19 protein-coding genes and 4 pseudogenes are annotated in these 25906 nt (G+C 67.4%); 3 read left to right on the top strand and 20 right to left on the bottom strand.

Translation table 11 applies throughout. The annotated features are described in order from the left end of the window. The coding region (locus tag PV364_RS30905) for a hypothetical protein (RefSeq protein ID WP_319663763.1) at positions 1-302 on the top strand (302 nt) is incomplete at its 5' end. A 342-nt stretch (positions 303-644) separates the two neighbouring features. Here PV364_RS30905 and PV364_RS30900 read toward each other — a convergent pair. Together PV364_RS30900 and PV364_RS30895 are read right to left on the bottom strand one after the other, a co-directional pair. Beyond that, positions 645-1895, bottom strand: a complete 1251-nt coding sequence (locus tag PV364_RS30900) for a L,D-transpeptidase (protein WP_319663762.1) — start codon at positions 1893-1895, stop codon at positions 645-647. Positions 1896-2293: 398 nt separating this feature from the next. After that, positions 2294-3727 carry an aldehyde dehydrogenase gene (locus tag PV364_RS30895; RefSeq protein ID WP_319663761.1) on the bottom strand — a complete coding sequence of 478 codons (1434 nt, stop codon included), beginning with the start codon at positions 3725-3727 and terminating at the stop codon, positions 2294-2296. A 97-nt stretch (positions 3728-3824) separates the two neighbouring features. On the opposite strand from PV364_RS30895, the gene PV364_RS30890 reads away from it, so the two are divergent. Further along, on the top strand, positions 3825-4421 hold the full coding sequence (locus PV364_RS30890) for a TetR family transcriptional regulator (RefSeq protein WP_319663760.1): 597 nt from the start codon (positions 3825-3827) through the stop codon (positions 4419-4421). Between the two features lie 449 nt (positions 4422-4870). Here PV364_RS30890 and PV364_RS30885 read toward each other — a convergent pair whose 3' ends face one another. From PV364_RS30885 to PV364_RS30870, 4 genes and pseudogenes are all read right to left on the bottom strand, one after another. After that, entirely contained in the window at positions 4871-6253 is a 1383-nt protein-coding gene (locus tag PV364_RS30885) for an amidohydrolase family protein (RefSeq protein ID WP_319663758.1), read from the bottom strand. Positions 6254-6267: 14 nt separating this feature from the next. Next, a complete protein-coding gene (locus PV364_RS30880) occupies positions 6268-7167 on the bottom strand; it encodes an isocitrate lyase/PEP mutase family protein (RefSeq protein ID WP_319663757.1) in 900 nt (299 codons plus the stop codon). 51 nt (positions 7168-7218) lie between these two features. After that, positions 7219-7863 carry a GntR family transcriptional regulator gene (locus tag PV364_RS30875; protein ID WP_319663756.1) on the bottom strand — a complete coding sequence of 215 codons (645 nt, stop codon included), beginning with the start codon at positions 7861-7863 and terminating at the stop codon, positions 7219-7221. A gap of 238 nt (positions 7864-8101) precedes the next feature. Next, positions 8102-9579, bottom strand: a pseudogene (locus PV364_RS30870) (ISL3 family transposase). Between the two features lie 941 nt (positions 9580-10520). On the opposite strand from PV364_RS30870, the gene PV364_RS30865 reads away from it, so the two are divergent. Further along, positions 10521-10778, top strand: coding sequence for a hypothetical protein (locus tag PV364_RS30865; protein WP_319663755.1), 258 nt, complete (start codon positions 10521-10523; stop codon positions 10776-10778). 388 nt (positions 10779-11166) lie between these two features. Here the strand turns inward: PV364_RS30865 and PV364_RS30860 are convergent, their stop codons facing one another. The 14 genes and pseudogenes from PV364_RS30860 to PV364_RS30795 all read right to left on the bottom strand — a co-directional run bounded on the left by PV364_RS30860 (position 11167) and on the right by PV364_RS30795 (position 25538). Beyond that, positions 11167-11955 carry a hypothetical protein gene (locus PV364_RS30860; RefSeq protein WP_319663754.1) on the bottom strand — a complete coding sequence of 263 codons (789 nt, stop codon included), beginning with the start codon at positions 11953-11955 and terminating at the stop codon, positions 11167-11169. 3 nt (positions 11956-11958) lie between these two features. Then, positions 11959-12723: an IS21-like element helper ATPase IstB gene (gene istB / locus PV364_RS30855; RefSeq protein ID WP_319663752.1), complete on the bottom strand. Its 765-nt coding sequence runs from the start codon at positions 12721-12723 to the stop codon at positions 11959-11961. Next, positions 12720-13378: pseudogene (locus PV364_RS30850) on the bottom strand (Mu transposase domain-containing protein); the annotation flags it as partial. The gene istB and the pseudogene PV364_RS30850, both read right to left, overlap by 4 nt. Positions 13379-13415: 37 nt before the next feature. Continuing rightward, a pseudogene (locus PV364_RS30845) lies at positions 13416-13664 on the bottom strand (nuclear transport factor 2 family protein); the annotation flags it as partial. Between the two features lie 2 nt (positions 13665-13666). Continuing rightward, positions 13667-14524 (bottom strand): annotated as a pseudogene (locus tag PV364_RS30840) (IS630 family transposase); the annotation flags it as partial. Positions 14525-15185: 661 nt separating this feature from the next. Beyond that, the gene (locus tag PV364_RS30835; protein WP_319663751.1) at positions 15186-16511 is read right to left on the bottom strand and encodes a transposase; all 1326 of its coding nucleotides are present in this window, start codon (positions 16509-16511) and stop codon (positions 15186-15188) included. A gap of 156 nt (positions 16512-16667) precedes the next feature. Continuing rightward, the gene (locus PV364_RS30830) at positions 16668-17906 is read right to left on the bottom strand and encodes an iron-containing alcohol dehydrogenase (protein ID WP_319663750.1); all 1239 of its coding nucleotides are present in this window, start codon (positions 17904-17906) and stop codon (positions 16668-16670) included. Between the two features lies 1 nt (position 17907). Further along, complete coding sequence (locus PV364_RS30825; RefSeq protein WP_319663749.1) at positions 17908-18366, bottom strand: Ldh family oxidoreductase; 459 nt, start codon at positions 18364-18366, stop codon at positions 17908-17910. A gap of 17 nt (positions 18367-18383) precedes the next feature. After that, entirely contained in the window at positions 18384-19844 is a 1461-nt protein-coding gene (locus tag PV364_RS30820; RefSeq protein WP_319663748.1) for an NAD-dependent succinate-semialdehyde dehydrogenase, read from the bottom strand. 274 nt (positions 19845-20118) lie between these two features. Beyond that, positions 20119-21195, bottom strand: coding sequence for an ABC transporter ATP-binding protein (locus tag PV364_RS30815; RefSeq protein ID WP_319663747.1), 1077 nt, complete (start codon positions 21193-21195; stop codon positions 20119-20121). Beyond that, entirely contained in the window at positions 21195-22262 is a 1068-nt protein-coding gene (locus tag PV364_RS30810; RefSeq protein WP_319663746.1) for an ABC transporter ATP-binding protein, read from the bottom strand. The genes PV364_RS30815 and PV364_RS30810 overlap by 1 nt, the downstream gene beginning before the upstream one ends. Further along, complete coding sequence (locus tag PV364_RS30805; RefSeq protein ID WP_319663745.1) at positions 22262-23173, bottom strand: carbohydrate ABC transporter permease; 912 nt, start codon at positions 23171-23173, stop codon at positions 22262-22264. Before PV364_RS30805 ends, PV364_RS30810 begins: the two co-directional genes overlap by 1 nt. Then, positions 23173-24039 (bottom strand): sugar ABC transporter permease, encoded by an 867-nt coding sequence (locus PV364_RS30800; RefSeq protein WP_319663743.1) that lies wholly within the window; start codon positions 24037-24039, stop codon positions 23173-23175. The genes PV364_RS30805 and PV364_RS30800 overlap by 1 nt, the downstream gene beginning before the upstream one ends. An 80-nt stretch (positions 24040-24119) precedes the next feature. Then, positions 24120-25538, bottom strand: a complete 1419-nt coding sequence (locus tag PV364_RS30795; RefSeq protein WP_319663742.1) for an extracellular solute-binding protein — start codon at positions 25536-25538, stop codon at positions 24120-24122. Positions 25539-25906 lie beyond the last annotated feature (368 nt).

Genomic DNA, 25906 nt, shown 5'->3' with positions numbered 1-25906 from the left:
GACCACGTCGACATCGAGGATGGCGCCACCAATCCAGCACCGCGAGCACCGACCAGGGGGTCCTCAGCACCCCAGCAACGTTCGTGGCCAACGCACTAGGGATTCAACCGCAGTCGGCGCTCCGCTACATCGAACCCGCCGCGGTCGCGGACCAAATCGCCGAGGCCAGCGCCATCGGCACCGAGGGGGCCGACTCTGTCCACGGCGTGCAGCCGGTCCGCATCGATGACCGCACTGCGCCGGTGCCCCGATGGATCTGCTCCCGTCCGCTCATGGCCCTGGCCCAGGCCGTCAAATGCTGATGCCAAGGTCCCGGACGTCCTGCGAGCTGACGCCAACGTCGTGCGGGAGATGCGAGCCGTGGCGAACAGCTAACGCGAGCAGCGGGTCAGCCAGGCAAGTGTCACTCTCTACGGAGAGTTGCAGGCGGAATGGCGTTTCCGACGCGCATGGTGGCCAGCCTCAGCAGCGCCAACGTGTCAACGCAGCCTGCGAGTACGCGTATGGGCGTGACATTCCTGCGGCTCACGGCCTGGTGGTGCAAGCTCGTACGTGAAGCCCGCCCGGCCGACCTCGCACCCCGCCGGGTAAGCCGCATCACCGTGCGGTGCGGTGCGCGCTGTCGCGCTGAGACTGACGACTACCTAGCCGAGGGCGCTGCCCTGCTGCCAGGTCTTCCAGCCGATGTTCCAGTCGCCATAGCCGTTGTTTGTGGCCACGGTGTCCTTTGAGTTGACCACTGCGACAGGGTCGCCGACCTTGACCTTCCCGAAGAACCACTTTGCGTCGGCAGTGCTCATGCCGATGCAGCCGTGACTGCCGTTGACGCGGCCGAACTTGCCCTCGTTCCACGGGGCGGCATGTATGTAGGTGCCCGAGGGGGTGAGCTGCACGTCCCACTTGACCTCGCCGAGGTCATAGGCCTCGGGGCCGAAGATGCCGACCGAGGCGGAATTCATCCTGATCGTGGGTACCTTGCTGAGCACGACCATGGTCCCGTTCCAGGTTTCGAAGCCCTTCTTGCCCGTCGAGACCGGGAGGGTTCTGATGGCTCTGCCGTTCTCGGCAACGGTCATCGTCTTCTTGACGACATCGACGGTACTGATCACCGATGCGCCCACGGTGAAGCCGACCTTGCGGTTCTGGATGCCGTAGAGCCCGCCGCCCGCGTTCACCCCGACCAGGTCCATCTCCAGGGTCACCTTGGTTCCGGGGGCCCAGTACTTCTCCGGCCGGTAGTCGATCCGGTCCTTGCCGTTGCGGTCCTTCATCCAACTCCATGCGCCCTCAACGGCAGGGGCGGCGGTCACCTTCAGTCCGCGCTCTACGGCCGCCTTGTCGTGCACCGGCTTGTTGAAGACGATCGACACCGGCATCGCGACGCCGACCGTTGCGCCCTTGTCCGGGTAGTACTCGCCGACGAAGGTCTTCTGCTTACTCAGCGTGGTGAAGGTGCTGGTGCGGGTCGCCGTGCTGTCATCTGAGCTCTTGATCCGGGCCTTCAGCGCGTAGGTGGTGGCGTAGTCGGTGGCAAGGGACGAGGTCCAGGATGTGCCGTCGGCAGACAGCGAACCGTCGAGAGTCCGGCCGTCGTCGGCGGTGACCGAGACGGACGTGAACCTGCCGCCCCTGGACTCCACGGTTAGGGGTTCGCCGGGTATCACCTTCCGGCCAGCCATGGCAGGCGAAAAGGTGACGCTGGCCGTGTCGGATTGGGCGGCCGGCGCGCGGGTTCCGGGGCTCGCCGAAGTCGGCGCCGGCGGCGACTCTGAGGCGGGCTGGGTACAGGCAGCCAAGGCGACGAGAGCCGCGGCGACGAGAGCTGCATGCCCCAGCGTTCTGCGCTGGGGGCGTCGGTTCACCCCTGTACGGCGTTCACGTCGGCTGTCGGTCATAGTCGTCCTTTCCTGATGAAGCATCTCTAAGTCACTTAGCAGACGGGCGGCGCACGGAACCTGGCTGCCGCAGCGAGGCGTCCGAGCGAGGAAATCCACTAAGACATTTAGTTGATGTGAGTCGGTGGAGGGTCCGTGTAGACGCCGCCGACCTGCCGCTTCTGGCCGCAGCGGAGGTCGCCATAGGGGCGCTGTCATGCGGAAGTCCCGCCCGGGGCGACGCTCCGTCCCTCGAGTGCAGGGGCCTGCTTGTTGACGCCGGTAGCCGTCCCCCTTGGCCTCGGTCCCCGTTCACCGGGGTGAGGTGCTTGGCCGCCCTGGGTTGATGCCGCGGCGCGGGCCTCTGTCGAGGCCCCTCCCTCTCCCGCCACGTTCCCCGTCAGGCACTCGCGCCCCGCTCAGATGTTGATTGCCTTCAACTCCACGTACTCGCTCAGACCCGCGGAGCCGAATTCACGCCCGATGCCGCTGGCCTTGTAACCCCCGAAGGGCGCCTCGAGACTCACGGCCGCGGCGTTCACCAGGAAGTACCCGGTGCGGATTCGGCGTGCTATCTCGACGCCGCGGGCAGTGTCGGCTGTCCAGACGCCGCCACTGAGGCCGTACGGCGAGTCGTTGGCGATCCGGATCGCTTCCTCCTCGTCGCCGTAGGGGATGACCACGAGAACGGGGCCGAAGATCTCCTCCTGAGCGATGCGCATGCTGTTGTCGACATCGGCGAAAAGTGTCGGCTTGACATAGCAACCGCCCTCGAGCCCCTCCGGTACTCCCGTGCCCCCGCTGACCAGTCGTGCGCCCTCCTTGATGCCCAATTCGATGTAGGACTGGACCCGCTCCTGTTGGCCCGCCCGTACCATGGGGCCGATGGCAGTGGCAGGGTCCGCGGGATCCCCGACGTTGAGGCCTTCCATCATTTCCTTGAGGGCCGCGACGACCTCCTCGTAGCGGCTCCTCGGCGCGAGGATTCGGGAGTGGTTCCAGCAGCTTTCGCCGTTGTTGGCGAAAGACACGAACGAGAGCCCCGCGACGACGGTCGCCAAGTCTGCGTCCTCGAGGATGATGGTGGCCGATTTGCCACCCAACTCCAGGCTGACCCGCTTGAGTTGTTCGCCCGCGATGCCAGCGATACGCCGCCCGGCAGCCGTTGACCCAGTGAAGGAAATCTTGTCCACGTCGGGATGGGAGATCAGGTACTCACTGGTCTCGCGGTCCGAGGGCAGGATACTGAGCACGCCTTCGGGGAATCCGACCTCCGCTGCGATCTCTCCCAACATGAGCACACTGAGGGAGTTCTCCGGCGATGCCTTGAGGATCACCGTGTTGCCGGCGAGCAGGGCAGGGACGATTTTGGCCAGTGCCGCCTGGTGGGGCGCGTTCCATGGAATTACCGCGGCGACGACACCGATCGGTTCTCGGCGCAGTAGAGCCTTTGATCCGCCGGACGGGTCCAGGGGCACCTCCCAGCCGAAGGAGGCGGCTGCCCGCAAGTAGGCGTCCGTCTGCCCGGCGAGTGCGGCCTGGACCGGGCCGGTGAACGAGATCGGGGAGCCACGCTCCGCACTGATCAGCTCGGCCGCTTCGGTGGCCCGCTCCGCATGGAGCTCGTTGAAGCGTGAGATGAGTACCTGCCGCTCCTTCGGTGTGGTCAGGGGCCAGGGCCCATGGTCGAAAGCCTTCCGCGCAGCGGCCACTGCCCGGTCCATGTCGGCAGGAGTCGCTTGTGCGGCCCGTCCGACCAGGGACTGGTCATGGGGCGACCGTATGTCGAGCAGCTCCGCCGAGCTGGGCCACACCCACTCGCCCCCGATGAAGAGCCTGTCGTAAGTGATCATCCGTAGTACCTTCCAAGGTAAACTAAACAGTTATTTATTAACGTAGTACGCTCGCGGGGCGCTGTCAAACAAACGGTTGGTTAGATACGCTTGAGCAATGTCACCGGAATCCAGGAGACCAAGGACACGCGACGCCGAGGCCACGAAGTCCCGGTTGCTGCAGGCCGCGACGGACGAGTTCGCGGCTCACGGCATCGCCGGCGCCCGCGTGGACCGGATCGGCACTGCTGCGAACGCGAACAAGGCGTTGATCTACGCCCACTTCGGGAACAAGGACCAGCTCTTCGACGCCGTCATCGAGCACGCGGTCACGCAAGTCATGACCGAGGTTCCACTGACCCCGTTCGATCTGGCGGACTACGCGGGCCGCCTGTTCGACTTCCTCGTCTCACATCCGCAGCACCTGAGGTTGGCCACGTGGCACCGACTGGAGCGCGAGGGGAGCGGTCACGACCCCGTGGGGATGAGGTCCTCGATGGACCAGAAGGCCGCCGCCATCGCGACGGCCCAGGCGGCGGCAGAGGTCCCGTCCGACTTCTCAGCCGAGGACCTGCTGGCTTTCACCCTGGCTCTGGCGGCTGCTTGGATGCCGCTGAGCTCCACCGTGCCCATAACCTTGAACGAGCACTCGCTCGTCGCGCACCGGGCGGCCGTCGTAGAGGCGGTCCGGCGGCTGGCGTCCGCCCCCACCTGACGGCCGTGCACTGGGTCTCGGCGACGTATGCTTGCCGCCCGCCGGGCGGCCGGTCTCACCGTGGATCGACGGCTGGAACGACAACCCCAGGCCAGCCGTTCACCTGGCCCAAGAGCGCAGACGAAATCCTCAACTCCCTCGCCGACTACCTCGGCAAAGTCGCGTCTCCGCCTACCAACAACTAGGCGGTGACTTAGCCTCGCTATTTCTGGTGCATGACATAAAAGGTGGCACTGGGCCTCCAAGGAGTCGAGGGTCGGGGAAAGCTGGATTGTGACTGATGCCGGCCTGCTGCCGCACGCGGCACTCAAGCGTGGTGGGGAGCTTCAACAGCACCCCGGTCAGGGAGCCCGTCATTTCTGGTGATGCTCGTAGCCGTGCGGTGCCATCGGGATCGGTGGTTGGAGAGGGTTGTCCGCTGCGTTGGCCGGTGAGTATCGGTTCACGCGTCAGGCACCGCTGTGTGCGTCCTTGCGTACGCGGTCGCGGATGGCCCGCCGGTCGAGTGGCCGGCCCTGGAGATGGACGGAGTCAATTCTGCGGGTGTTGGGCATGTGCACAAGCGGATCTGCGTCCAGGACGATGAAGTCGGCCCGCTTGCCCGGCTCCAGGGCGCCACGGTCGGTGAGCCCCAGCAAGTCGGCCGAGCGCTGGGTGGCGCTCTCTATGGCGGCAAGAGGCGACACGCCCGCCGCTACCAGGGCCTCCAGTTCCCGGTGCTCGGCGAAGCCAGGGAACTGGGTGAGCAGGCCCGTGTCTGCCGAGAAGACGACCCGCACGCCGGCGTCGAAGAACGTCCTCAGCGTGCGTTCCATGCGCTGGTAGGCCTCAGTCGTGTCGAACAACGGTTGCGGCGCGTTGCTCCGGATGCGGGCGCGCAGGTCCGCGATCGCCTTGACGGGGGCGAGCTCCGCCAGAGCCGGGTCATCGAGCCAGGCGTCGCCGTCCGGGCGCTGGATACTCATTGAGGTGAACACCGCGGTGCCGCGGGTGGTGAGCAGTTCGATGAGTTCCTCGTCAGGCTCCGGGGTCCTCGGCAGGTGTGCCAGGATGTCCGCGCCCGCGTGGATCGCCTCCTTGGCGTCGTCCACCGTGTAGATGTGGGCGGCGACCTTCAGGCCGCGCGTATGGGCTTCGTCGATGATCGCTCGGCAGATGGCCGGTGGCAGCCTGGCCTTCGTCCCGTGCCGGTCGTCGAGCCAGAGCTTGACGGCGTCCACGTCCTTCGCCGCCAGGGCGCGTACGTGCCGACGTGCGTCTTCGGCGCTCGTCGCCTCGTGAACGGCGTCGACCGCGAAGAAGGGGCCGCCATTGCTCGAGCCGGGCGTGGGGGCGGCGATGCCTGATCCGGCGGTGAACAGGGTCGCGAGGCCTTCGTCGTCGAGTTCGCCCCTGCGCTGCATGTCGCGTAGGCGGATCTCGGTGTCGTCGCGGTCGGTTCCGAGGGACTGGAACACACTGACGCCGTAGTAGGCGAGTCGGCGGAGGTGGTCGAGGATGTTCTCGCCGGAGAAGTGACTGGAATCCGCGCCCGCCCCCCTCCAGTAGCCGATGTGCCCGTGCGGGTTGATTATGGCGGGCATGACCGTCTTCCCGGCCAGGGAGACCGTCTCCCGTGCCGGATCGGGGGTGACGGCTTCGCGAGGTCCGATCTGCTCGATCAGGCCATCGCGAACGAGTATTCCGGCATCGTCGATGACCAGTTCACCCTCCCCCACAATCACCCGGGCGCCTTCGAAGAGAACCGCAGCGGAGCGCTCTCCTCCTCGGTTGTCGCGTGACTGTCCCGACGCCCCATGTGAAGTGCTCACAGATCTTCCTTCTTTTCGCATGGCAACGGGGTGAGTTACGACGAGACGGGCGGCGTGGCGTAACGCATGCTGCGCTGCTCGAACTCGTCGTAGCCCATGAGGGTCTCGAAGGCACGCTGGTCGGTGACGAAGTCCTTCAGCGTGCCGACCTCGTTACCGGCTCGCAGAGCGCGCAGAACGTCGCTCACCCCCTTCGAGGCGGCGCCGATGAGCGTGTACCACAGCAGGACCACATCGGCGCCGGCCTGGGAGTACTCCTCGATCGTGTGCGCAGGAACATCTGATCCCGTCACGTCCAGAAGGTCACCCGCGACCATGACGGGAGCGGCGATACGCTCGCGGTACCGGGCGATGTCCTCGGCGGGGAGGGCAGGCGCGAAGACCATGTCGGCTCCCGCCGCGACGTACTTTTCCAGTCTCTCGACGCACTCTTCCACATCGTGATTGACCCATGCCGCGTCGGAGCGTGCGATGACCAGGAAGTCCGGGTCCGTCCGGGCGTCGACCGCAGCACGGATCTTCTGCGACATCTGTTCCGCGGAGAGCAGTCCGGCAGGCCTGGCCGTGTGCTTACCACCCAGGTTGTCTTCGATGTGCACGCCGCAGACACCCGCGGACTCGAAGGCCTGGATCGTCCGCCAGAGGTTCGGGGCATCGTAGAACCCGTTCTCCGCGTCGGCGAGAACCGGAACCGAGGTCGCTTCGACGACCCGGCGGGTCTGCTCGACCATCTCGTTCAACGTCAGCAGCCCGACATCCGGCATACCGAACCCGGATGCCGCAGCAGCGAAACTGCCGACATACGTGGCCTCGAATCCGGCCCGCTCGACCAGCTGCGCGCTGAGGGCGTCGTAGGCCCCGGCTAGGACCACTGTCTGATCAGCCGCGAGCAGGGTCTTCAGGGCCTTCCTGCGTGCACTGTGATGGTGGGACACTTTGCTGCTTTCTGAGAGTCCATGGGATGTTGTGCGCAGTGGTTGCCGCCCTCAGACCAGGAAGTCCCGGTACCGGTGGAGCCGCTTGCGCGCGGTCTGCATGTTGTGCCGCTTGAGTTGTTCGGCACCCTCGGCGTCTCCGCGCACGAGAGCTTCGATCACCAAGCGGTGCTCGGCAAGGCTTTCCCGCATACGCCCCGGCGTCATGAGGATGCGGCGTCGGAGCGCGTGCGACTGGTCGCGGACGCCGGCCAGCATCTCGGCGAGGAAAGCCTGATCGGCCAGTTCGATGACGGTGTCGCGATACCGGTCGATCGCCGCCAGGAAAGCGTCGATGTCATCGTCGTCGGCAGCCTTGTCCAGGGGGCCGGCCTCGGCGAACAGCTCCTGCAGTTCGGCCCAGTCGGCCGGCTGCGACTTCCGCGCGGCGAGCCGCGCGGCCAATCCTTCAAGGAGCTCCAGGACGTCGTAGATCTCCTGCAGGCGGTCGTAATTCAGTCGCGCCACCACCACCCCCGCGTTGGGGAGACGCTCGACGAGCTTGCGAGCTTCCAGGGCCTGCAAGGCGGACCGGACCGCGAATCTGGTGGTTCCCAGTTCCTCGGCCAGCTGTACCTCCGGCAGGCGCTCACCCGGAGCCAGGTCCCCGCGCAGTACGCGTTCACGCAGTTCGACTTCAACATCCTGACGTTTCACGACAAGCATGATCTTTCTTGAAAAGGTGCACTTCCTGACGCTGTCAACGCTAGGTGTGGCACGAAGTCATTGTCAACCGTCATGGCGACAATGTAGCAGCTGATTGGCGACAATGTCGGCTCTACGTGTCGCCAAACCGATACGCCGTCGCTCAAGATCAAGGTGTCCCCGCAGCACCCGGGGCGGGGACTGTACAAAGAACGGCTCTGGCCCGTCGTCGGTGGTGACGCCTGGGCGGTCAGGGCAGACGAATGCGGTGGCGGAGGTCGAATCCGGCGCGTCCGTGCATCTGTCGCATGATCCTCTTGGTGCGGGTGTTGACGCCTTCGGTGCGGCCGTTGCGGTACGGCGAGGTGAGGCCGGCGTTCACGGCGGGCCGGTCGATTTCGAGACCGTTTGTGAAGCTGCGCAGGTGAGGGAGGTCGATGGCCTGAACGGTCGTGATCCACTCGGTGAGTTTCACGTCGTTGCCCTCGGCCGGTTTCAGCAGGGTGGCGAAGCCGCGGACGAGATCGGCGAGTGCCGTCATCTCCAGGCAGGTCGCAGCGATCTTCTCCAGCAGGGTCGGTTCCTTCGGGCGCAGATTTTCGGGGTCGGTGAGCAGGAGGCGGCTGGCGTGACCGTGGTGGTGACGGGGCGCTCGCCCTCGGCGCGGCCCTGGTTGAGGTAGCGGATCCAGCAGGTTGGCACTGCCGGTGTAGCCCAACTCCCGCATCTCTTGGAGGAGGTGGGTCCGGGACGGCGGGATCCTCGGCACGGCGTCGGCGCAGGTGCTCGCGGATAGGGGTCGACGAATGGTGGGCCGGTAGGCGGGGGCGATGCGCAGGGCCTGGGGGTGTTCAGGGCCAGGCCCAGGCGGCGGGAGCAGTCGGGCAGGCCGACTCCCTGGCCGAGGAGATCGTGGATTTTGTTCCAGCCTTCGCGGGTGGTCTGCTCGCGTACTCCGCCGGGGCGTGGCGGGTTGATGGTGGCCCAGCATCCGGCGTGGGTGCGGACCTCGATCTGGACTTTGTCGGAGAGATTTCGCCAGAGGTGCCATCGGTCGCTGACCTGCACGGTGTCTGGCAGGGCACGGCGGACGGCTTCGGCCTAGGTGGCCGAAGCCGTCCCGGCACGCGACCTCGACGCCAGGATGTTCGCGCAGCCAGGACTCCAAGGTGACCATCTCGCGGTCGGGCAGGACCGCGACGCGTCGGCCGGTCTCGGCATCCGTGATGATCGTGGCGTAGCGGTGGCGGCGGCGCAGGGCGAAATCGTCCACGCCGATCACCCGCGGGACCGCCTGCTGCAGCAGCGACAGGCGCCGCACATGGCGCAGTGCTGTACTCCGGGAAACGGGCACGGCCAGCAGGCTGGCCAGGCGGACGGCCGCCTGGCCGCATAGCTCCCGCACCACCTGGGATATCTGGCCGGCAAGCCGAACCGTCCGCGGCGTTGATGACGCTCCGGCAGTCCGGGAATCTGCTCGCGGAAGGTCTGCCGTCGGCAGCCCAGGGCCGGACAGGCCAGCCGCCGTACGCGCAAGTGGACAACGACCTGGCGACCGTCGACCGGCACGTCCCTCACCGTTCGGCGGTGGTACCCGTGTACCTTCGCCGTCGGCGTCCCGCACACCGGACACCGCACCGCCACATCTGGAGAGCGGGCCGTGATCACCACCGCGTCACCGCCGTCCGCCACGTCCTCGACGACCACCGCCGAAAGCCCTGAAAACACCGTCCCTACAAGGGAGTCGATACCCATCACAAGATCATGATCAAGGTCGGCTACTCGGCGTCACCACCGACTACGAGCCAGAGCCGTTCAATGGACAGACCCTGCCGTCAAATTCCAGGTAGGAGGCTTCCGAACACGGCGCGATCGTAGAGGCGCTGGTGCCACTCGTTGGCGTCCGGCCCAGGTGCAGTAGTCAGGACGGGGTTAGGGCTCGTCTCGATGAGGTGCAGGAGAGTCCAGGCGACGCCGTAGCAGTCGCCCGGACCAAACAAGAGACGAGCTTCGCTTCCTCTCTGGTGACCGGCCTGGCGATCGCGCCAAGCTGCTGGTCACGCCTTTCGACCTCTCCTTCGCTCGCCTCCCAGCCAGGAAGCGGGCCGTCGGCGACGAACGTCTGCACTTCGGGTCCCATGGCCAAAGGATCGACTGCCTTCGTCACCGCAGCAAGGGATCTTCACTGGTCCAGAGCCGCCGAGCAACGGGAACACAGAGGACGCTTCGTAGCGGGTCAGGGAGGCCCGAGGTCGGTGCTGCATCACCCGCCCGAGCAACCCACACGACGATCGACGAAAACGTCGAAAGTCGAGCTGGGGAACGAGAAACCCATGGTCAGCGCCTTGCACCTGCGGCAAGCGCAGCGCCGGAGGTCGCGCCGACTTCCGAGAGCCGACTCGTCGGCAGCGGCTGAATCTGACTCTTCTCCAAACGATCGTGTCCACGACATACTGCCGCCTGGTCTTCGAAGGGCCGGCGGGGAACGGGAGCGCCGGAGACGAATCGAGAGGGGAACGCACATGTCAGCACGTCGGATCCTTGCAACCCTGGCGGCCGCGGCTCTGGCGGCTGGTGGGCTCACTGCCATGACCACCACGCCAGCCAGCGCAGCAACCTGCCTGGGTACTGCCAAGAGCTTCACTCCCGTCGACAACGGGAACGAATACGTGTGGCCCGCATCCGGTTACGCCTACGCCACGTCCAACTGCAACGACATCAACGTCAAGCCGTCCATCGCAGCCGGCGGCGGGTTCGACTTCGTGCCCGTGCGCACCTGCTTCTACCCCACGAGCGGCAGCTCCTACTGCAATGCCTACCGCGACATCACGGTCGGAACCTGGAGTCTGGCCGCCACCGACGTCAAGGACGGCACCAGATTCATAGTGCAATTCCAGTTCAGCACCAAGGGATCGATCGCCTACTGACCTGACTCGTGCTGCTGCCCACGAGAGGCTCCGGCGCATCACACGCGCTGGAGCCCTTCGCCCAAGCTGCCGGTCTGAACGGCGTTGACACCGGCCTTCGCCACTCGCGTCACAAGTAACCGGCGGAGGAGGTCAACGACACCGGCCCACTGCTGCGCCGCCACGACGTGGTGGACGGAAAGGTTCGTCAAATGGCGGCTTCACAGCGCAGGCTCGCTGCCTCGTCCCCGATCTCCCGGTAGGCCGCGCCGCTCGCTCGTAGTAGCGGTGGCCGTCGCAGATGGCCAGGCCGACCTCCACGCACCCGGCATGCGCTGGTAGCAGCCCACCGCCGGGCGCGGCGCCAGGTCCCCGGGATGTCCCGGGGACCTGGACCGGCACGGAAGGGTTATCCGGATGGCAACCGTGCCCCGGCCATGCGGCCAGGCGTGACACTACCGGCGCTGCCGGCCGGGATGACCGGAGGGGCTGGGCTGTCCCTCACATTCCGCGAAGGCCGAGGGGACCGGGGTGTGGTCGTCGATGCTGATGTCCGGGGGACCATCGGCGGGGTGCGTTCCCCGGCGGGCCGCCAGGCCGGGTAGGTCAGGGTGAGCCGGGTGCCCCGGGCGTAGTGGACCAGCATCCAGTCCTCGCGGGAGAACTGCCCGCGCGCGTTCCACTCCTGGAGGGTTCTCGGGCCGTCCTGGTGCGGGTAGCCGGCGTCGTGGTGCGCGTCGAACAGGTGCACCTCCTGCCAGGCGGCCGTCGCCGAGGCGGGCAGGGCGTAGTGGGCCGGGGTGAGGCGGTCGGCGTGCAGGTTGGAATCGGCGTAGAACATCGGCGGGGTGTCGGTGGCGAAGGTGAACCGGTCCCAGAAGCCCTGGTGGCCCTCGCAGCGGGGCGGGGTGATGCCGCCCTGAAGGAAGTCCAGGGCGCGGAACGGCCAGACGATCTCGGTGAGTTCGCGGGTCTCGGCGTGCGCCCAGTCGTCGTAGACCCCGTCACCGCTGTCCAGGGCGGCCAGGCCCGAAGGCGATGGCCTCGCTCTGCCGACCAGGGGCGTCGACCGCGTCGGCGACCACCTCCACTCCAGGGATCCTGGCCGACGACCCGGCGGGAGGCGATGTCGGTGGCAGATAGAGCTGTCCGCGTACTCGTCTGAGTGCACCATCGAGTACGAAGTTGTCTGCACCATGGCTCAGGCCACGTCGGTGTCTCGCTGGTTGGCTTGCAGGCGGTTCTTGAGTCGGTAGCTGTTGCCGTTGATCGGGACGACCTCGCAGTGGTGCAGGAGGCGGTCGAGGATCGCGGTGGCCAGGACCTCGTCGCCGAAGACCTGGCCCCACTCGCCGAAGGTCTTGTTCGAGGTCAGGATGATGGAGCCCTTTTCGTAGCGCTTGGAGACGACCTGGAAAACCAGGTTCGCTTCGGCTCGTTCCAGCGGCTGGTAGCCCACTTCGTCGACCACGAGAACGGCGGGACGGAGGTAGCCGGTGAGCTTGCTCATTAGCCGGCCCTGGTCCTCGGCGGCCTTGAGGTGGCGGACCATGTCATCGAGGCTGGTGAAGTAGATCGAGTAGCCGGCCCGGCAGGCCGCGACCGCGAGAGCGACGGCAATGTGTGTCTTGCCCGGCGGCCCGAGCAGGGCGACATTGGCCTTGTCCTCGACGAAGGAGAGGGCGGCCAGGTTTCTGACCTTGCGCGGGTCGAGTTCGGGCTGGAAAGAGAAGTCGTATTCCTCGAGCGTCTTGTGGTGCGGCAGCTTCGACAGACGCAGCCCGTTGCGGAATCGGCGGTCGTCACGGACTGCGAGTTCCTCGGCGAGCACCAGGTCGATCAGATCGATATAGCCCATCTTGGCCTCGTCAGCCCGCTGAATGTACTGGTTGAGGGCTTCGGCCAGGTGCGGCAGGCCGAGCTTGGCGGCGGTGGCGCGGATGCGGTTGCTGGTCAGCTCGCTCAACGGACCTCCCTCGTTGGTGCGTTGGTGGTGAAGGGGCGAGTGCCGGTCAGTTCGTCATAGACCGACAGCGGACGGCGGCCGACCTCGACGTTCGCGGCGGCGGCTCGGTTCAGCAGAGCCTGCAGTGGCCCGTTCGGCTCCCCGGCAGGTCGGCCGCGGCGAGGGGCGGGCAGGTCGTTCCCGGTGGTGACGCGGCGGCCGGCGCCCGTGGGCAGACCGTCCCAGTGGCTCTCGTCCACGATGCGGGCGCCTCGGCCGACTGCTCTGGGATGGGCGGCAAGCAGCGTCTGGCCGGTCGCGTCGGGGACGGTGGAGTGGAGTGTGATCTGGGACTTCGTTGCCCTGACCTCCACCAGCTGGCGAGGGCGGACCCTGCGGGCGGGAACCGAGTAGAGGTTGGCGTCGAAGGCGACCAGGCAGTCCTTTCCGACATGCCGCAGGTGCCGCTGCGTGACCACGTAGGGGGTCGCCGGCAGTGGGCGGAGAGCGGTGTGGTCGCGCACGGCCCGTGTCCGATGACCTCACCGTGGGTCCCATGGACCTTTGCCCTCCGCAACGGAACCCAGGCGGTGAAAGCAGCGTTCATTTCCTCGATCGAGGAGAAGGCCCGCCCGGCGAGGACGTGGTTCCGGACGATGCCGACCTGGCGTCGGAGCCAGGGGTCCACCGGGCAGGGCCAGGCCGTGGACCTGCTCCGCAATGACGATGTCGCCGTTCACGGCCTGGTGGACCGTTTCGAACCTGACCTGCTCGAAGGCCTGGAAGACACCCCGCCAGACCTGGACCAAGGCGTCACGGCCGTGGACTTCGCTGTCGCCGTAGTTGTGGAAGACGACGTCGGGGTGGAGGAAAGGGGCGAGGCGGTCGGCGTCCTTGGCATTGAACGCCTCGACGAATTCACGGACGAGAGTGCCGTTGTCGACGGACAAGGTGTGACTCACTTGTCGCAGACGATCGCGATGCGGATGTCCGTCGGATGTAGCGAGCGCAGGTAACGGCAGAACTCCAGGAACTTCGAGCGGTTCTTCGTCTTCTTTATGTGCCCGTAGAGCTGGTCTTTTCCCAGGTCGTAGGCGGCGAACAGGTGCCTCACCCCATGCGGGCGGGTATAGGTCGCCCGGCGGCGCTGCCTTGGTTCACGATCCGGGTCTTTGTGTCTGCCCCCGCGTTCGGCCCACTGGCGGCCGGGGTGGGGTTGCAGGTTGAGCGGCCCGAACTCGTCGAGGCAGAACACGACCTCGGGTTCACCCGGCTCGGGCAAGATCTCGCCGTCGGCGATGGCGTAGAGGTGCTCGACGCGGGCCTTCTTGACCGCGTAGTCGGGATCCTTCGAAGCCTTCCACGTCTTCACGCGTTGAAAGGTGACGCCCTCCTCGCGGAGCAGGATGCGCAGGCCCTCGTGGCTGATGTCGTCGACCACCCCCTCCGCGACCAGGAAGTCGGCCAGCTTGACCAGGCTCCAGGTCGAGAATGGCAGGCCGTGCTCGATCGGCCTGAACTTGGCGATCTTCTTGATCTCACGCCGTTCAGGCAGGGTGAAGGTTCTCGGCCGGCCGCCCTTGTACTTCGGGTACAGCGATGCGAAACCGTCGGCGTTGAAGTTGTAGATCACGTCGCGAACCCGGTCCGCGCTGGTGAACGTCACCTCGGCGATCTTGGCCACGTCCATGCCCTGCGCGAACAGCAAGACCATCTGGGCTCGCCGCCAGGTCACCACCGAGCCAATCCCCCGCCGGACGATCCGCAGCAGCCGTCGCCCCTCGTCATCGTCGATCTCACGGACCCGCACACGCTCAGCCACCTGCACAGCATGACGAACAACGCGCCGCCCGGATCACCATCCAGCCGGCGCGTCATACAGGGCAAACCTTGCTTGATACGGCACTAGGAGCCGAGGGAGGCGGTGTTGCGTCGGGTCTCCGCAAGGGGAATGTCGATGTACCGCGTGAGGGTTAGCGCGTCCTGCGGCTCATCAGCCTGGAAAGTGACGCGACGCAGCAGGCTGACCCCGTCGAGCGCGATGCCCTCGCGGGCGAGGACGAAGACGACGGCGAGGAAGGCGGACCCTGACAGCCGCGGCTGGGGGGCGCTGCTGGGGTACGGCGGCTGTGGGCCGGGGGGTGAGCAAGGCGCGGACGGTGCCGGACGGCAGCCCGGTGAGGTCGACGGTCTGGTCGGAGGTGTAGCCCATGGCGCCCAAGACGAAGATGTCGTCGTCGGCGGTCGGGAGGCGGTGGGTCGCCGGGTGCGGTTGTGTCGGGTACGGCCGCGGGTGGTCCGGCGCCACCTCCGGACTGCGGGGCGGGTGTGCTGGAGGATGGTAATGGCCAGGTCGCCGAAGGTCTCGCGGACAGCCTGGTCGGCGGCTGCGTGGTTGGGCAGGCGTAGCGGAGGTAGGGGTCGCCTGGGACTGTGCAATCAATGGACAGACCCCCGCGCCGCCGTGCGTGCCAGCGCGTGGGTCAGGTTCTGTAAGTCGTAGCCGACAATTCCGATACCCAGAGTGGGGCAGGGAACTCGTCGCCATTTGACATCCTCCCCGTCCTAAGGACGGGGATTCCTGGCTCACGTGGGCTGGGAACCAGCGGTCCGTCAGCTCTTACACGATCGGCACCAGCCGGGTTGAGACCAGCCCGGACCAGCATCACGCGGGCGGAGTTCTTGTCCCTGGACGAGACGGCTCCGCACGCGGTGCAGGTGTAGGTACGCTCCGAAAGAGGAAGTGCGTGCTTGGTTCTCGCTCCGCACTGCGCGCAGTCCATGGTGGTGTGCGCGGGATGCACCAGGCGGACATCCCGCCCGTGCTTGCGGCCCATCTCAATCAGGGCCATCTTCGTGGCGCCGATCGCCGCGTCCGCCGCCTTACGGGCCATGCTGGACTTCGCCAGGAACTTCGGCCGGAAGTCCTCGACCGCGATCGCGTCGTGGTCGGTCACGACGCGCTTGGCCCACTTGCGGGCCGTGTCCTGGCGTTGCCGGGCGATCTTCTTCGACACCTTCGCGGCGGCCCGGCGGGCCCTGCGGTACCCGCCGGTGTCGGGCTTGTTTTTCGGGGTGCGGCGGCGGGCCATCATCTTCTGGTAGCGGGCCAGTTTCCCTGCGGCGGCCTTCCCGTGCTGGGCGTGGGGCAGGTCGTGGACGTCGCTGGTCGTCGTGGCGGTCTCACGCACGCCCCAGTCGATACCGATCACCGCACCGGTGGCGGGGAGCGGCTGCACCTGGACGGCCACGACGAACGAGGCGTACCAGTGGCCGAGGCTGTCCCGGTACACGCGCACCGACGTCGGGTCGGCGGGCAGGTCGCGGGACCACACCACCGTCAGCACGATGCCGCCGGCCAAGTGCAGGCGACCGTCCTTGAGCCTAAAACCCCGGGTGGTGTAGTTCAGCGACAGGGCGGCCTCACGCTTGCGCTTGATCCCGGGCATCCCGGCCCGCTGCCGCACCGGCAGCCGCGCCGTGATGTCCTTCAACGCCTTGGCGCGGGACTTCGCGAAGTCCCGGATCGTCTGCTGCTGCGGCACCGAGCTGCCGTCCCGCAGCCACGCCATCGACCGCCGCGCCCCGGTCAGCATTCTGTCGAGCTGCGCCGGGCCGCACGTGATCTTCTGCCCGGAGGTCCGGTTCAGAGCGTGGACCTTGCGGGACACGGCCACGCACTCGTTCCACACCCACCGGCACCGCGCCCACTCCGCCTCCAGACCGGCGCGCGCGGTGGACGACACCCGCAGCCGGAAGGTGTACCGGGCATGCCCGGCCCCCTCCTCGACCGTCGCAGTCGCCGTCACGCTCCGGAACCTAACAGCCCCCACTGACAACGAAAGAGAGCACAGGTCAGAACAGATGCGCAGCCAACTCCGCCGCTTCGCGGCTCCGACCCAAGGACCCGTTCCTCCCCGGCCTGAAGGCCGGGGCCTCCTGGGAGAAATCAGGTGAAAGGCCCGTCACTGTCTCTGCTCCGGAGTCAGGACGTGTCGGGTCCGGTCCCCGATCCAGGCCGCTTCGAGGATCGCGGTCAGACTGGCGGTGTCGGTCGGGCCTGGATGGTTCTGGATCAAGCGGGTGACACCACTGGCCATCTCCGCGAAGCGCGGGAGGTCGGCGCGCGCCACGCCGATGTCCGCCAAGGTGGCAGGGATGCCGATGTCGGCAAGGAGCCCGTCGAGCCAGGTGAGGAACGTATCGGCGGCCTCGGCATCCGAGGCGTCCGTCACGTCGAGCCCGCACACCCCGGCGAGGATGGTCAACCGGTCGCCGATGGCATCCCTGGCCGCGTCCAGCGCGTAGGGCAGCAGCAGCCCGACGCCCAGGCCGTGCGGTGTGTGGGTGGCTGCGCCGATGGGGTACTGGAGGGCGTGCGGAGCCGCGTTGCCCGCGTGGGAAAATGCGAGCCCGGCCAGCATGGACCCATAGGCCATGTCCGCGCGCGCGTCCTTGTCGCTTCCGTCCCTGACGACCCGGGGCAAGCTGCGGGCGATCCGCTTCGCGGCCAGGAGCGCGTAGTGATCGGTGATCGGGTTGCGGCCGAGGAAGACCTGCTCCACCGGGTCGCGCGGTCCGTGGGCCCGGGGTCGCGCGGTGTAGCTCTCCACCGCGTGGCACAACGCGTCGATGCCGGAGTGGGCAGTGACGGTCGCAGGGCAGGTGTAGGTGAGCTCGGGGTCGACGATGGCGAAGTCGGGCACGATGTGGACGCTGGAGACCCCCACCTTCAGCTCGCGGTCCGGGTCGGTCAACACCGAGACGGGCGTGAGCTCGGAGCCGGTGCCTGACGTCGTCGGGACCGCGACGAGAGGAATCGTCGGCCCCGGCACCTTCGACTCGCCGTAGTAGTCGCGCGGCGTCCCACCGTGGCGCCGGATGACGCCGACGATTTTGGCGAGGTCGATCACCGTGCCACCCCCGATGGCGAGGATTACGTCGGCGTCCACTTCTGCGGCGACCGAGACGGCCAGGGCGACATCGGCGAGTGGCACGTCCGGAGTCGCGTCGGCAAACACCCCGACGACTTCGGCCTTCTCCCGCACGGCGGCCACGATCTCGGCCACGCCCGGCTGCCCCAGAAGAACCCGGTCGGTCACGATGAGGACTCGCGAGCCACACTCGGCCACCACTCGGGGGATGTTCTGCGCGACCCCTTCGCCCACTATCAGCTGGCGTGGTCCGCGGACGGTCTCAAGCATGTCAGTGCCTCCCTGGAACGTCGGCGGTGATGTGCTGGGCGGACGTCCAATTCACCTGCGAGACCGGGACGGCGTCGGCTGCCGGGTGGCGCAGGCGCGCGCCGGGCTCCCGGACTCGGTCGTGCCCGGGCGCCCTCGGGTCCATCGCGATGAAGACGTCGCCCCTGGTGGGCGGGTCCGTCGGGTCGGGGGTCCCGCGGACATCGTCGCCAAGGGCGGTACGCGTCAAGGTCGCGACCAGCATCTCGATCATGAGCCCGGGGGCGTAGCCTTTGGGAGCACCGAAAGGGCTGATCGCCCCATCCACCGCCGCGGCCGCGTCTGTGGCGCGCACACCGGTGGAGTCGACGGCGCCCCCGGGTGCCGGCGGATTCGTGCCGGCCATGGCCCGGGTCCCGGCCCACGGGTGGAGGCCGGTCAGGTCATGTGTGTACAGGGCGCGGTGATCCTCGGCGGGCACCCGGGGCAGTAAACCGGTCACGTCAGGTCGATCGCCGCGTAGGTGACGTCGAGGTACTCAAGGATGCCCTCGTGCGATCCCTCCTTGCCGATCCCGGACTGCTTCACGCCTCCGAAGGGAGCTGACGGGTCCGAGATCAGACCGCGGTTGATGCCGACCATCCCCGTCTCCAACCCCTCGGTGAACCGGAGCGCCCGCTGGAGGTCACGGGTGAAGACGTATCCGGCCAGGCCGTGCTCGGTGTCGTTGGCCTTCGCCATGACCTCGTCGTCGGACGTGAACGAGATGATCGGCGCCACCGGGCCGAAGATCTCCGCCTGCAGTATCCGCGCGTCTTCGGGCACGTCGACCAGGACCGTAGGCGGGTAGAAGTGGCCCGGCCCGTCCGGACGCTCGCCGCCGACCAGGACACGGGCGCCGCGATCGACCGCGTCGGCGACGAGCTCGTCGATCTTGGTGACCGAGGCCTCGTCGATCAACGCCCCGACGTCAACGCCGTCGTGGAGACCATGGCCCACCGAGAGCGCGCCCATCCGCTGGGCGAAGCGCGCCGTGAACTCCTCGCGCACCGGCTCCTCGACGTAGATTCGGTTGGCCGCGATGCAGGACTCCCCGATGTTGCGCATCTTGGCCACCATGGCACCGTCGAGCGCGACGTCCAGGTCCGCGTCGGCACACACGATCAAGGCTGCGTTGCCGCCCAGTTCCATGGAGGTGCGCAGCACGTTGTCCGCCGCCTGTCGTAGCAGCACGCGCCCGACCTCGGTCGACCCGGTGAACGAGAGCTTGCGGGTCCGACGGTCGGCCAGCAGTGCTGAGACCACCTCGCCGGCACGCTTGGTTGTCACGACGTTGACGACGCCCGGGGGAACGCCGACCTCCTCCATGACGCGGGCCAGGAACAGCATGGTGAGTGGCGTCTGGGCTGCCGGCTTGGTGATCGTCGTGCAGCCCGCCGCCAGCGCCGGAGCGAGCTTGCGGGCCCCCATGGCCAACGGAAAGTTCCAGGGCGTCACGAAGACGCACGGTCCGACCGGCTTCGGCACGGTGAGGATGCGATATCCACCAGCGGGAGCGGTGTTGTAGCGCCCCTCGACGCGCACCGCCTCCTCGGCGAACCAACGGAAGAACTCGGCGCCGTAGGCCACCTCTCCCCGAGCCTCGGCGAGCGGCTTGCCCATCTCGAGCGTTATCAGCCTGGCGATCTCCTCGGATCGCTCGGTCAGTGCCCGGTACGTCGCGGTCAGCAACTCCGACCGTTTCCGCGGCGGTGTCGCCGCCCACTCCCCCATTGCCTTGCTCGCCGCGTCCAGAGCGGCGAGCCCGTCGACGACGCCGGCGTCCGACACCTCCGCGATGGTCTTCCCAGTGGCCGGATCCTCGACGACAAAAGTGGCTCCGCCGGCGGCGTCGCGCCACGCGTCGCCAATCCGGAGCCGCCGGTGCTCGGGGGCAAGGACATTCATCGGGTCACTCATTGCGTCGCCTCCTGTGATGTTCTGGGTGATGTCCCGTGACCTCGGCGATCGCGCCACGCGCGTTGACGAACGGGTTGCACGACCGGGTCGGGGTCGAGGTTGCCGAGCGGGTCGAACGTGGCCCTGGCCCTGGCTGCAGGGCAACGCCCCGCGCCACCGATCGCCTTCTCGGGCCATCGCTGCTTCGGCGTCGTCAGGCCGTGCTCACCGGTGGCGGTCCGCCGAGGCTCGATTGCCACGTGCGGGCGCATGGTGACGTCGCCGCCCTGCGCGGTTACCTCCCGGCCTCGGACAGCGCCAGCCCGGTGCCCGCATCGAACAGGTGCGCACGGTCCAGGTCGACCGTGACAAGCAGCCGCTCGCCCGGCGTACCCGTGACGGTGGGTCGTGCCTTGACCTTGAGGATCTCCGTCCCCACTCGGACGTCGACCACCGTTCGGTCACCGAGCGGCTCAAGGCCGTAGAGCTCACCCGGCAACGACGCGTCCCCACGCTGCTCGATGGACAGGTCCTCTGCCCGCAGGCCCAGCATCAGCGGACGACCGTCCTCAGCCGTGGTCCAGCGGGGCCGCGGCAGCGTCCAGCCTTCCGCCCCGACCAGACGATCCCCCTCGGCGTGGCAGGGGAGGAGGCTGATCGGCGGGCTCCCGACGAAGCCTGCGACCCACTGGTTGGCTGGTCGCTCGTACACCTCGGTCGGCGTTCCGACCTGTTGCACCTTCCCCTCCTTGAGGACCGCGACCTGGTCGGCCATGGACAGGGCCTCGACCTGGTCGTTGGTCACGTGGACGAAGGTTCCCCCGAGACTCCGGTGGATGCGGGTGAGCTCGGTGCGCATCTCGACGCGGAGCTTGAGGTCGAGGTTCGTCAGCGGCTCGTCCATGAGAAACGCGCGCGGGCGACGGACCAGCGCCCGGGCCAGGGCCACACGCTGCATCTCACCGCCCGACATCTGCGCGGGACGACGCTGCAGCAGACGTTCGATGTGCAGCAGGCCCGACATCTGCTCGACGGCAGCGGCGATCTCGCTCGAAGAACAGCGGCGTGCCCGCAGCGGCGAAGCGATGTTCTCGTACGCCGTGAGTCGCGGGTAGAGGGCGTAGCTCTGGAAGACCATGGCCAGGTCGCGTGCGGCCGGGGAGTCGCCGGTCGCGTCCCTCCCGTCCAGCTGCACCGACCCGGCGTCAAGCTGCTCGAGGCCGGCGATCGCTCGCAGGGTCGTCGTCTTGCCTGCCCCGGAGGGCCCGAGCACGACGAAGAAGGAGCCGTCCGGCACGTCCAGCGTCACCCCGTCCAGGGCCTGGACCTTGCCGAAGGACTTGCACAGCCCGTGCACTGCCACGGTTCCCATCAGGCCACCAGCCCTTCCGTGCTCAGGTCGTAGACCGGCGGGGGCCCGCCGGTGTGCCGCAGCCCGACCGGCGCGCCGGCGGCGAAACGGACAGTCGGTGGCATCCGAACCCGTACGTCGCGCCGGCCGCCGTGGTCGACCACGGCGATGACTTCGTCTCCCAGCCACTCCGCCGAGACCACGCGGCCCGGGGCCGAACGCTCCGCCCCTGGTTCTGTGACTTCCAGCGCCTCCGGCCGGACGCCTGCGACCAGGCGACGGTCGCGCGGCAGGCTCGGCGGTGGCGGAAGGACCAGTCCGCCCTGACTGCGCAGCTTCCCGTCGGCCACCTCCACCTCGATCAGGTTCATCGGCGGGGAGCCGATGAACGCGGCACAGAAAAGACTCGCCGGACGGTCGTAGACCTCCAGCGGCGTGCCGATCTGCTCGACGCGGCCCTTGTTGAGGATGGCGATTCTGTGGCCGAGCGACATCGCCTCGACCTGGTCGTGGGTGACGTAGACCATCGTCGTACCCAGTTCCCCCTGCAGGTGCTTGATCTCCGTGCGCATGTCCGCCCTCAGCTCCGCGTCCAGATTGGTGAGGGGTTCGTCCATGAGGAATGCGCGCGGTCGTCGTACCAGGGCGCGAGCAAGCGCGACGCGCTGCTGCTCCCCGCCGGACAGCCGGTGCGGTCGCCGGTCCAGGAGCGGACGGAGCCGCATCAGCCGGGCGGCCTCGTCGACCCGCTCGCGCACCTCCGCCTTGGGCAGTCCCTCGGCCCGCAGTGGGAACGCCAGGTTGTCGCGGGTTCGCAGATGCGGGTAGAGAGCGTAGAACTGGAACACCATGGCGATGTCGCGCTCGGCGGGCGGCAGGTCGTTGACCAGCGTGTCGCCGATGCGGATGTCGCCCGTCGTCTGCCTCTCCAGGCCGGCTACGGCTCGCAACGTGGTCGTCTTCCCGCAGCCCGAAGGGCCGAGCATCACGAACAGCTCGCCGTCGCCGATGGACAGGTCCACGTGATCGACTGCGACCGTCCCGTCCGGGTAGCGCTTGTGCAGCGCGGTCACCTCGATGCCCGCCATCAGCGTCGCACCGCCCCGAGCGTCACACCGGCGACGAGGTGCTTGCGCACCAGGTAGGCGAAGACGAGCACCGGTAGGGCGAACACTACGGAGGCGGCGGCCACGAGACCCCAGTCCACCGTGGTTCCACCGATGAGGCCGGCGATGGCAGGCGGGGCCGTCCGCACGCTGTCGCTGGAGGTGAGGAAGATGGCGAACACGAACTCGTTCCACGAGAAGATGAGTGCGAAGACCGCCGTCGCGGCGATGCCGGGCAGGAGCAGGGGAAGGGTGAACCGGCGGAACGCCTGCAAGCGGGTGTAGCCGTCGAGCATGGCGGCATCCTCGTACTCTGCGGGCACCTCGTCGACGAACCCCTTCATCATCCAGATCGTGAACGGGACGTTGAACGCGGCGTAGATGAGGATCAGGCCGAGCTTGGTGTCGATGAGTCCGACTTGGCGGTACATGAGGAAGATCGGGATCACGACCACCACGGGCGGCATGAAGCGGGTGGACAGGATGAAGAACAGTTGGTCCTTCTTGGCCTTCACGGCGAAGCGTGAGTAGGCCCAGGCCGCCGGGACCCCCAGCACGGTGGCCAGCGCCGTGGAGACCCCGGCGACCACGACGGAGTTGAGGAACGAGACGGACAAGGCCGAGCGACCGCCGCCGGGGGCGACGAACACGTCCTTGAAATGGCCCATCGTGACCTTGAAGTCGAAGAACTTGGCCGGGACGGCGTAGACGTCCCGGTTCTCCTTGATGGACGTCTCGATCATCCACAGCACCGGAAAGAGCATCACGACGGCCAGCACGGTCAGCAGCGCGACTTCCAGTACGGAACGGCCCCGGCCCCGGAGGCGACGCGCGGGCGGCGTGTGATCCCGGACAAGAGCTGTGGACGCGGCCTTGTCGACGGATACGGCCATCAGTCCTCCTTGAGCTTGTTCAAGTAGCGCAGGTAGAGCTGCGTGAGGACGATGACGACGAGGACCATGAGGATCCCGTACGCCGAGGCGGTTCCGGTGTTGAAGCCCAGGAACGCGACCTTGTAGACGTGGAACGACAACGTCTCGGTGGAGACCCCCGGACCTCCGCTGGTGAGGATGTAGACGAGGTCGAACAGCCGGAAGGCCTCGATGGCCCTGAACAACACCGCGATGAGGAGCAGCGGCCACACCAGCGGAAGAGTGATGGTGCGGAACCGGAACCACTCGGACGCCCGGTCGATCGAGGCGGCCTCGTACAGGTACTTGGGAACCGCGGTGAGGCCGGCGAGTGCGATGAGCATGATGAACGGCGTCCATTGCCAGGTGTCGACCACGATCAGGGACATCAGTGCCGTTCGCTGCTGGGTGAGCCACTCCACCTGCCCCATGCCGAGCGAGCCGAGCAAGCTGTTGATCACGCCGAATTGCGCGTCGAGCATGAATCGCCAGAACAGCCCGACCACGACCGGCGACAGCATCATCGGGACCAGGAACAAAGTGGTCAGCAGTCCTCGCCCGTGCGTGCGCCGTGAGATCAGGTAGGCGATGGAGAAGCCGAGCACGGTCTGCAGGGTGACCGCGCCGACCACGTAGATCAACGTCGTCAAGGCCCTCAGGTGGACCTGCGCCGACGTCAGGATGGCGGTGTAGTTCTCGAACCAGACGAAATGGGCCGGCCCCCCGCGGGTGGCCGAGTAGTCGGTGAACGACAGGTACAGCGCCCACAGCAACGGGAACACCGACATGCCGAGCAGCAGCAGCAGCGCCGGGGAGATGAAGGCCACGGCGAGCCCGCGGTCGCTCAAGCGGCGGGACCGACCCGCTGCAGGCGGCGTCGCGGACGCCACCTGCCTGGCGTGGTCGGTCGTCAGAGGAGTGGGAGCACTCACAGTCCGCCGCCGCCCTTGCGGCTGCCGGAGTCGAGCACGCTCTGCTGCTCCTTGGCGATGTCGTCGAGCGCGTCCTTCGGCTTTTTCGCGCCGTTGAGAGCCGCGTTCACGCTGGTGTTCTCGATGTCGACGAGGCGCGCGTACTCGGGCACGTTCCACATGTCCCGCATCCGCGGAACCGAGTCGGCGTACACCTGGTTGAACGGCCCGGCATTGAGGAACTCGGGCGACTGCAGGGCGTCGGTACGCGCGGGCACGCCACCAGCGGCGGCCCACTTCTTCTGGATGTCAGCCCGCTCGAACCACTTCATGAAGTTCAGGGCCTCCGCCTGCTTCGCTTCTGAGGAGTAGGCCGACACGTGCATCCCCATACCACCGAGAGGCACCAGGTTCGTCTTCTGGCTCGGCAGGGTGGCAAAACCGAGCTTGTCGAGGATCTGCTCCCGCGTGGTGCCGAGCGTCGACTGCTTCGGGTCGAGCAGTCCGCCGCTCGCGGCGATCCAGTTGAACGCGATGCATGCCTTGCCCTGGGCGACCGCCGCGTTCACCTCGTCGATGAACCAGTTGCCGGAGCCCTTGGCGGTCAGCGGCTTCATCTTGTTGACCAGGACGTCCATCGCCTCTTGGCCCGCGGTGTCGTTGAGGACGCCGTCGATCTTGCGCGTCTTGGAGTCCCAGAGGTTGCCGCCGTAGACGCCGTTGACCGTGTTGTAGGTGACGGCCGCGGCGTCGGAGCCGTTGGCCTGGTGGAAAGCCAGCCCGCTGACGCCGGGGTGGTCCGCCTGGCACTTCTCGGCGACTGAGATCATCTGGTCCCAGGTCTGCGGTGGCTTGTCGCCGATCAGGTCCTTGCGGTAGATCATCGTCCAGGTGTCGCCGAGCAGCGGCAGTCCGTACATGCTGGCGTTTTCGTCGCGCTTGCCGGTCTCCGCCTGGGGGAACTGGCCGTAGGCCGCCAGGAGGTACGGGTTGTAGGCCTTGACGTCGATGTTCTTCTTGACGAAGTCGGTGATGTCGAGGATGTTGCCGTTCGTCACGGCCTCGCCGATGTGTTGCGAGTCCAGGATCGGGATGTCGAAGTCGGTACGGTGCGCTGCGAACTGGGTGAACATCGCGTCGTGCCAGTTCGCGTTCGGCACGGTGTTGACCTTGACGGTCACATTCGGCCGCTCCTTGGCGTACTCCGCGTTCGCGAAGGCTTCCAACGCGTGGGCGGGGGGCCAGTCGAACCAGATGAAGCTGAGGGTCAGCGGGTCCTTGGTGAGCTCCGGGATGGTCGCCGGCGCCTTGGGGGCGCTCGCCTGCGGGTCGCCGCCGCAAGCCGCCACGGTCGTGGCCACCAATAGGGCCGCCGTCGCCAGCTGCACCTTTCCACCGGGAACGGACAGTCGTCCGAAGGGCTTGGGATACCGCATCCTCGTGCCTGCTTTCTGGGTCGGGACTTCTGGAGCCTTGCTGCGTGCTTCGCAGAGCAGTTGCTGGGTGCAGGCCTGTTGCCGGCTGTCGCAGGGGCTGACCGGCGGACCGGCGTCACGAGTACGCCGCGACGTCCTGGGGCTTCAGACGGTCGAGAGGTCCTTCGGTCCTTGTGCGGCCCGGTGGCGAACCGAGCAGGACGTCGAGCATGCTCAGGGACGCTTCAGGTGGTCGAAGTAGGGCGCTGGCGGGCGGTTCCGCGATGGGTGAAGGATGGCTGGCATCCGTCACCTTTCCTATACGATCCGATCGGGGGCATCAACATCCCGCAGCATGCGACCCGTGTCAACAGGTTCGCAAAGACGTA

Source organism: Streptomyces sp. MI02-7b (assembly GCF_033793585.1).
GTDB lineage: Bacteria > Actinomycetota > Actinomycetes > Streptomycetales > Streptomycetaceae > Actinacidiphila.
The sequence above is the reverse complement of the archived record's forward strand: the minus strand, read 5'-3'. Positions and strand labels throughout refer to the sequence as shown.

Excerpts from the sequence above, each read along its gene's own strand:
- PV364_RS30900 (WP_319663762.1), bottom strand. The coding sequence starts at position 1,895 with ATGACCGACAGCCGACGTGAACGCCGTACAGGGGTGAACCGACGCCCC.
- PV364_RS30895 (WP_319663761.1), bottom strand. The coding sequence starts at position 3,727 with ATGATCACTTACGACAGGCTCTTCATCGGGGGCGAGTGGGTGTGGCCC.
- PV364_RS30890 (WP_319663760.1), top strand. The coding sequence starts at position 3,825 with ATGTCACCGGAATCCAGGAGACCAAGGACACGCGACGCCGAGGCCACG.
- PV364_RS30885 (WP_319663758.1), bottom strand. The coding sequence starts at position 6,253 with ATGCGAAAAGAAGGAAGATCTGTGAGCACTTCACATGGGGCGTCGGGA.
- PV364_RS30860 (WP_319663754.1), bottom strand. The coding sequence starts at position 11,955 with ATGGTGCAGACAACTTCGTACTCGATGGTGCACTCAGACGAGTACGCG.
- PV364_RS30830 (WP_319663750.1), bottom strand. The coding sequence starts at position 17,906 with ATGCTTGAGACCGTCCGCGGACCACGCCAGCTGATAGTGGGCGAAGGG.
- PV364_RS30820 (WP_319663748.1), bottom strand. The coding sequence starts at position 19,844 with ATGAGTGACCCGATGAATGTCCTTGCCCCCGAGCACCGGCGGCTCCGG.
- PV364_RS30815 (WP_319663747.1), bottom strand. The coding sequence starts at position 21,195 with ATGGGAACCGTGGCAGTGCACGGGCTGTGCAAGTCCTTCGGCAAGGTC.
- PV364_RS30810 (WP_319663746.1), bottom strand. The coding sequence starts at position 22,262 with ATGGCGGGCATCGAGGTGACCGCGCTGCACAAGCGCTACCCGGACGGG.
- PV364_RS30805 (WP_319663745.1), bottom strand. The coding sequence starts at position 23,173 with ATGGCCGTATCCGTCGACAAGGCCGCGTCCACAGCTCTTGTCCGGGAT.
- PV364_RS30795 (WP_319663742.1), bottom strand. The coding sequence starts at position 25,538 with ATGCGGTATCCCAAGCCCTTCGGACGACTGTCCGTTCCCGGTGGAAAG.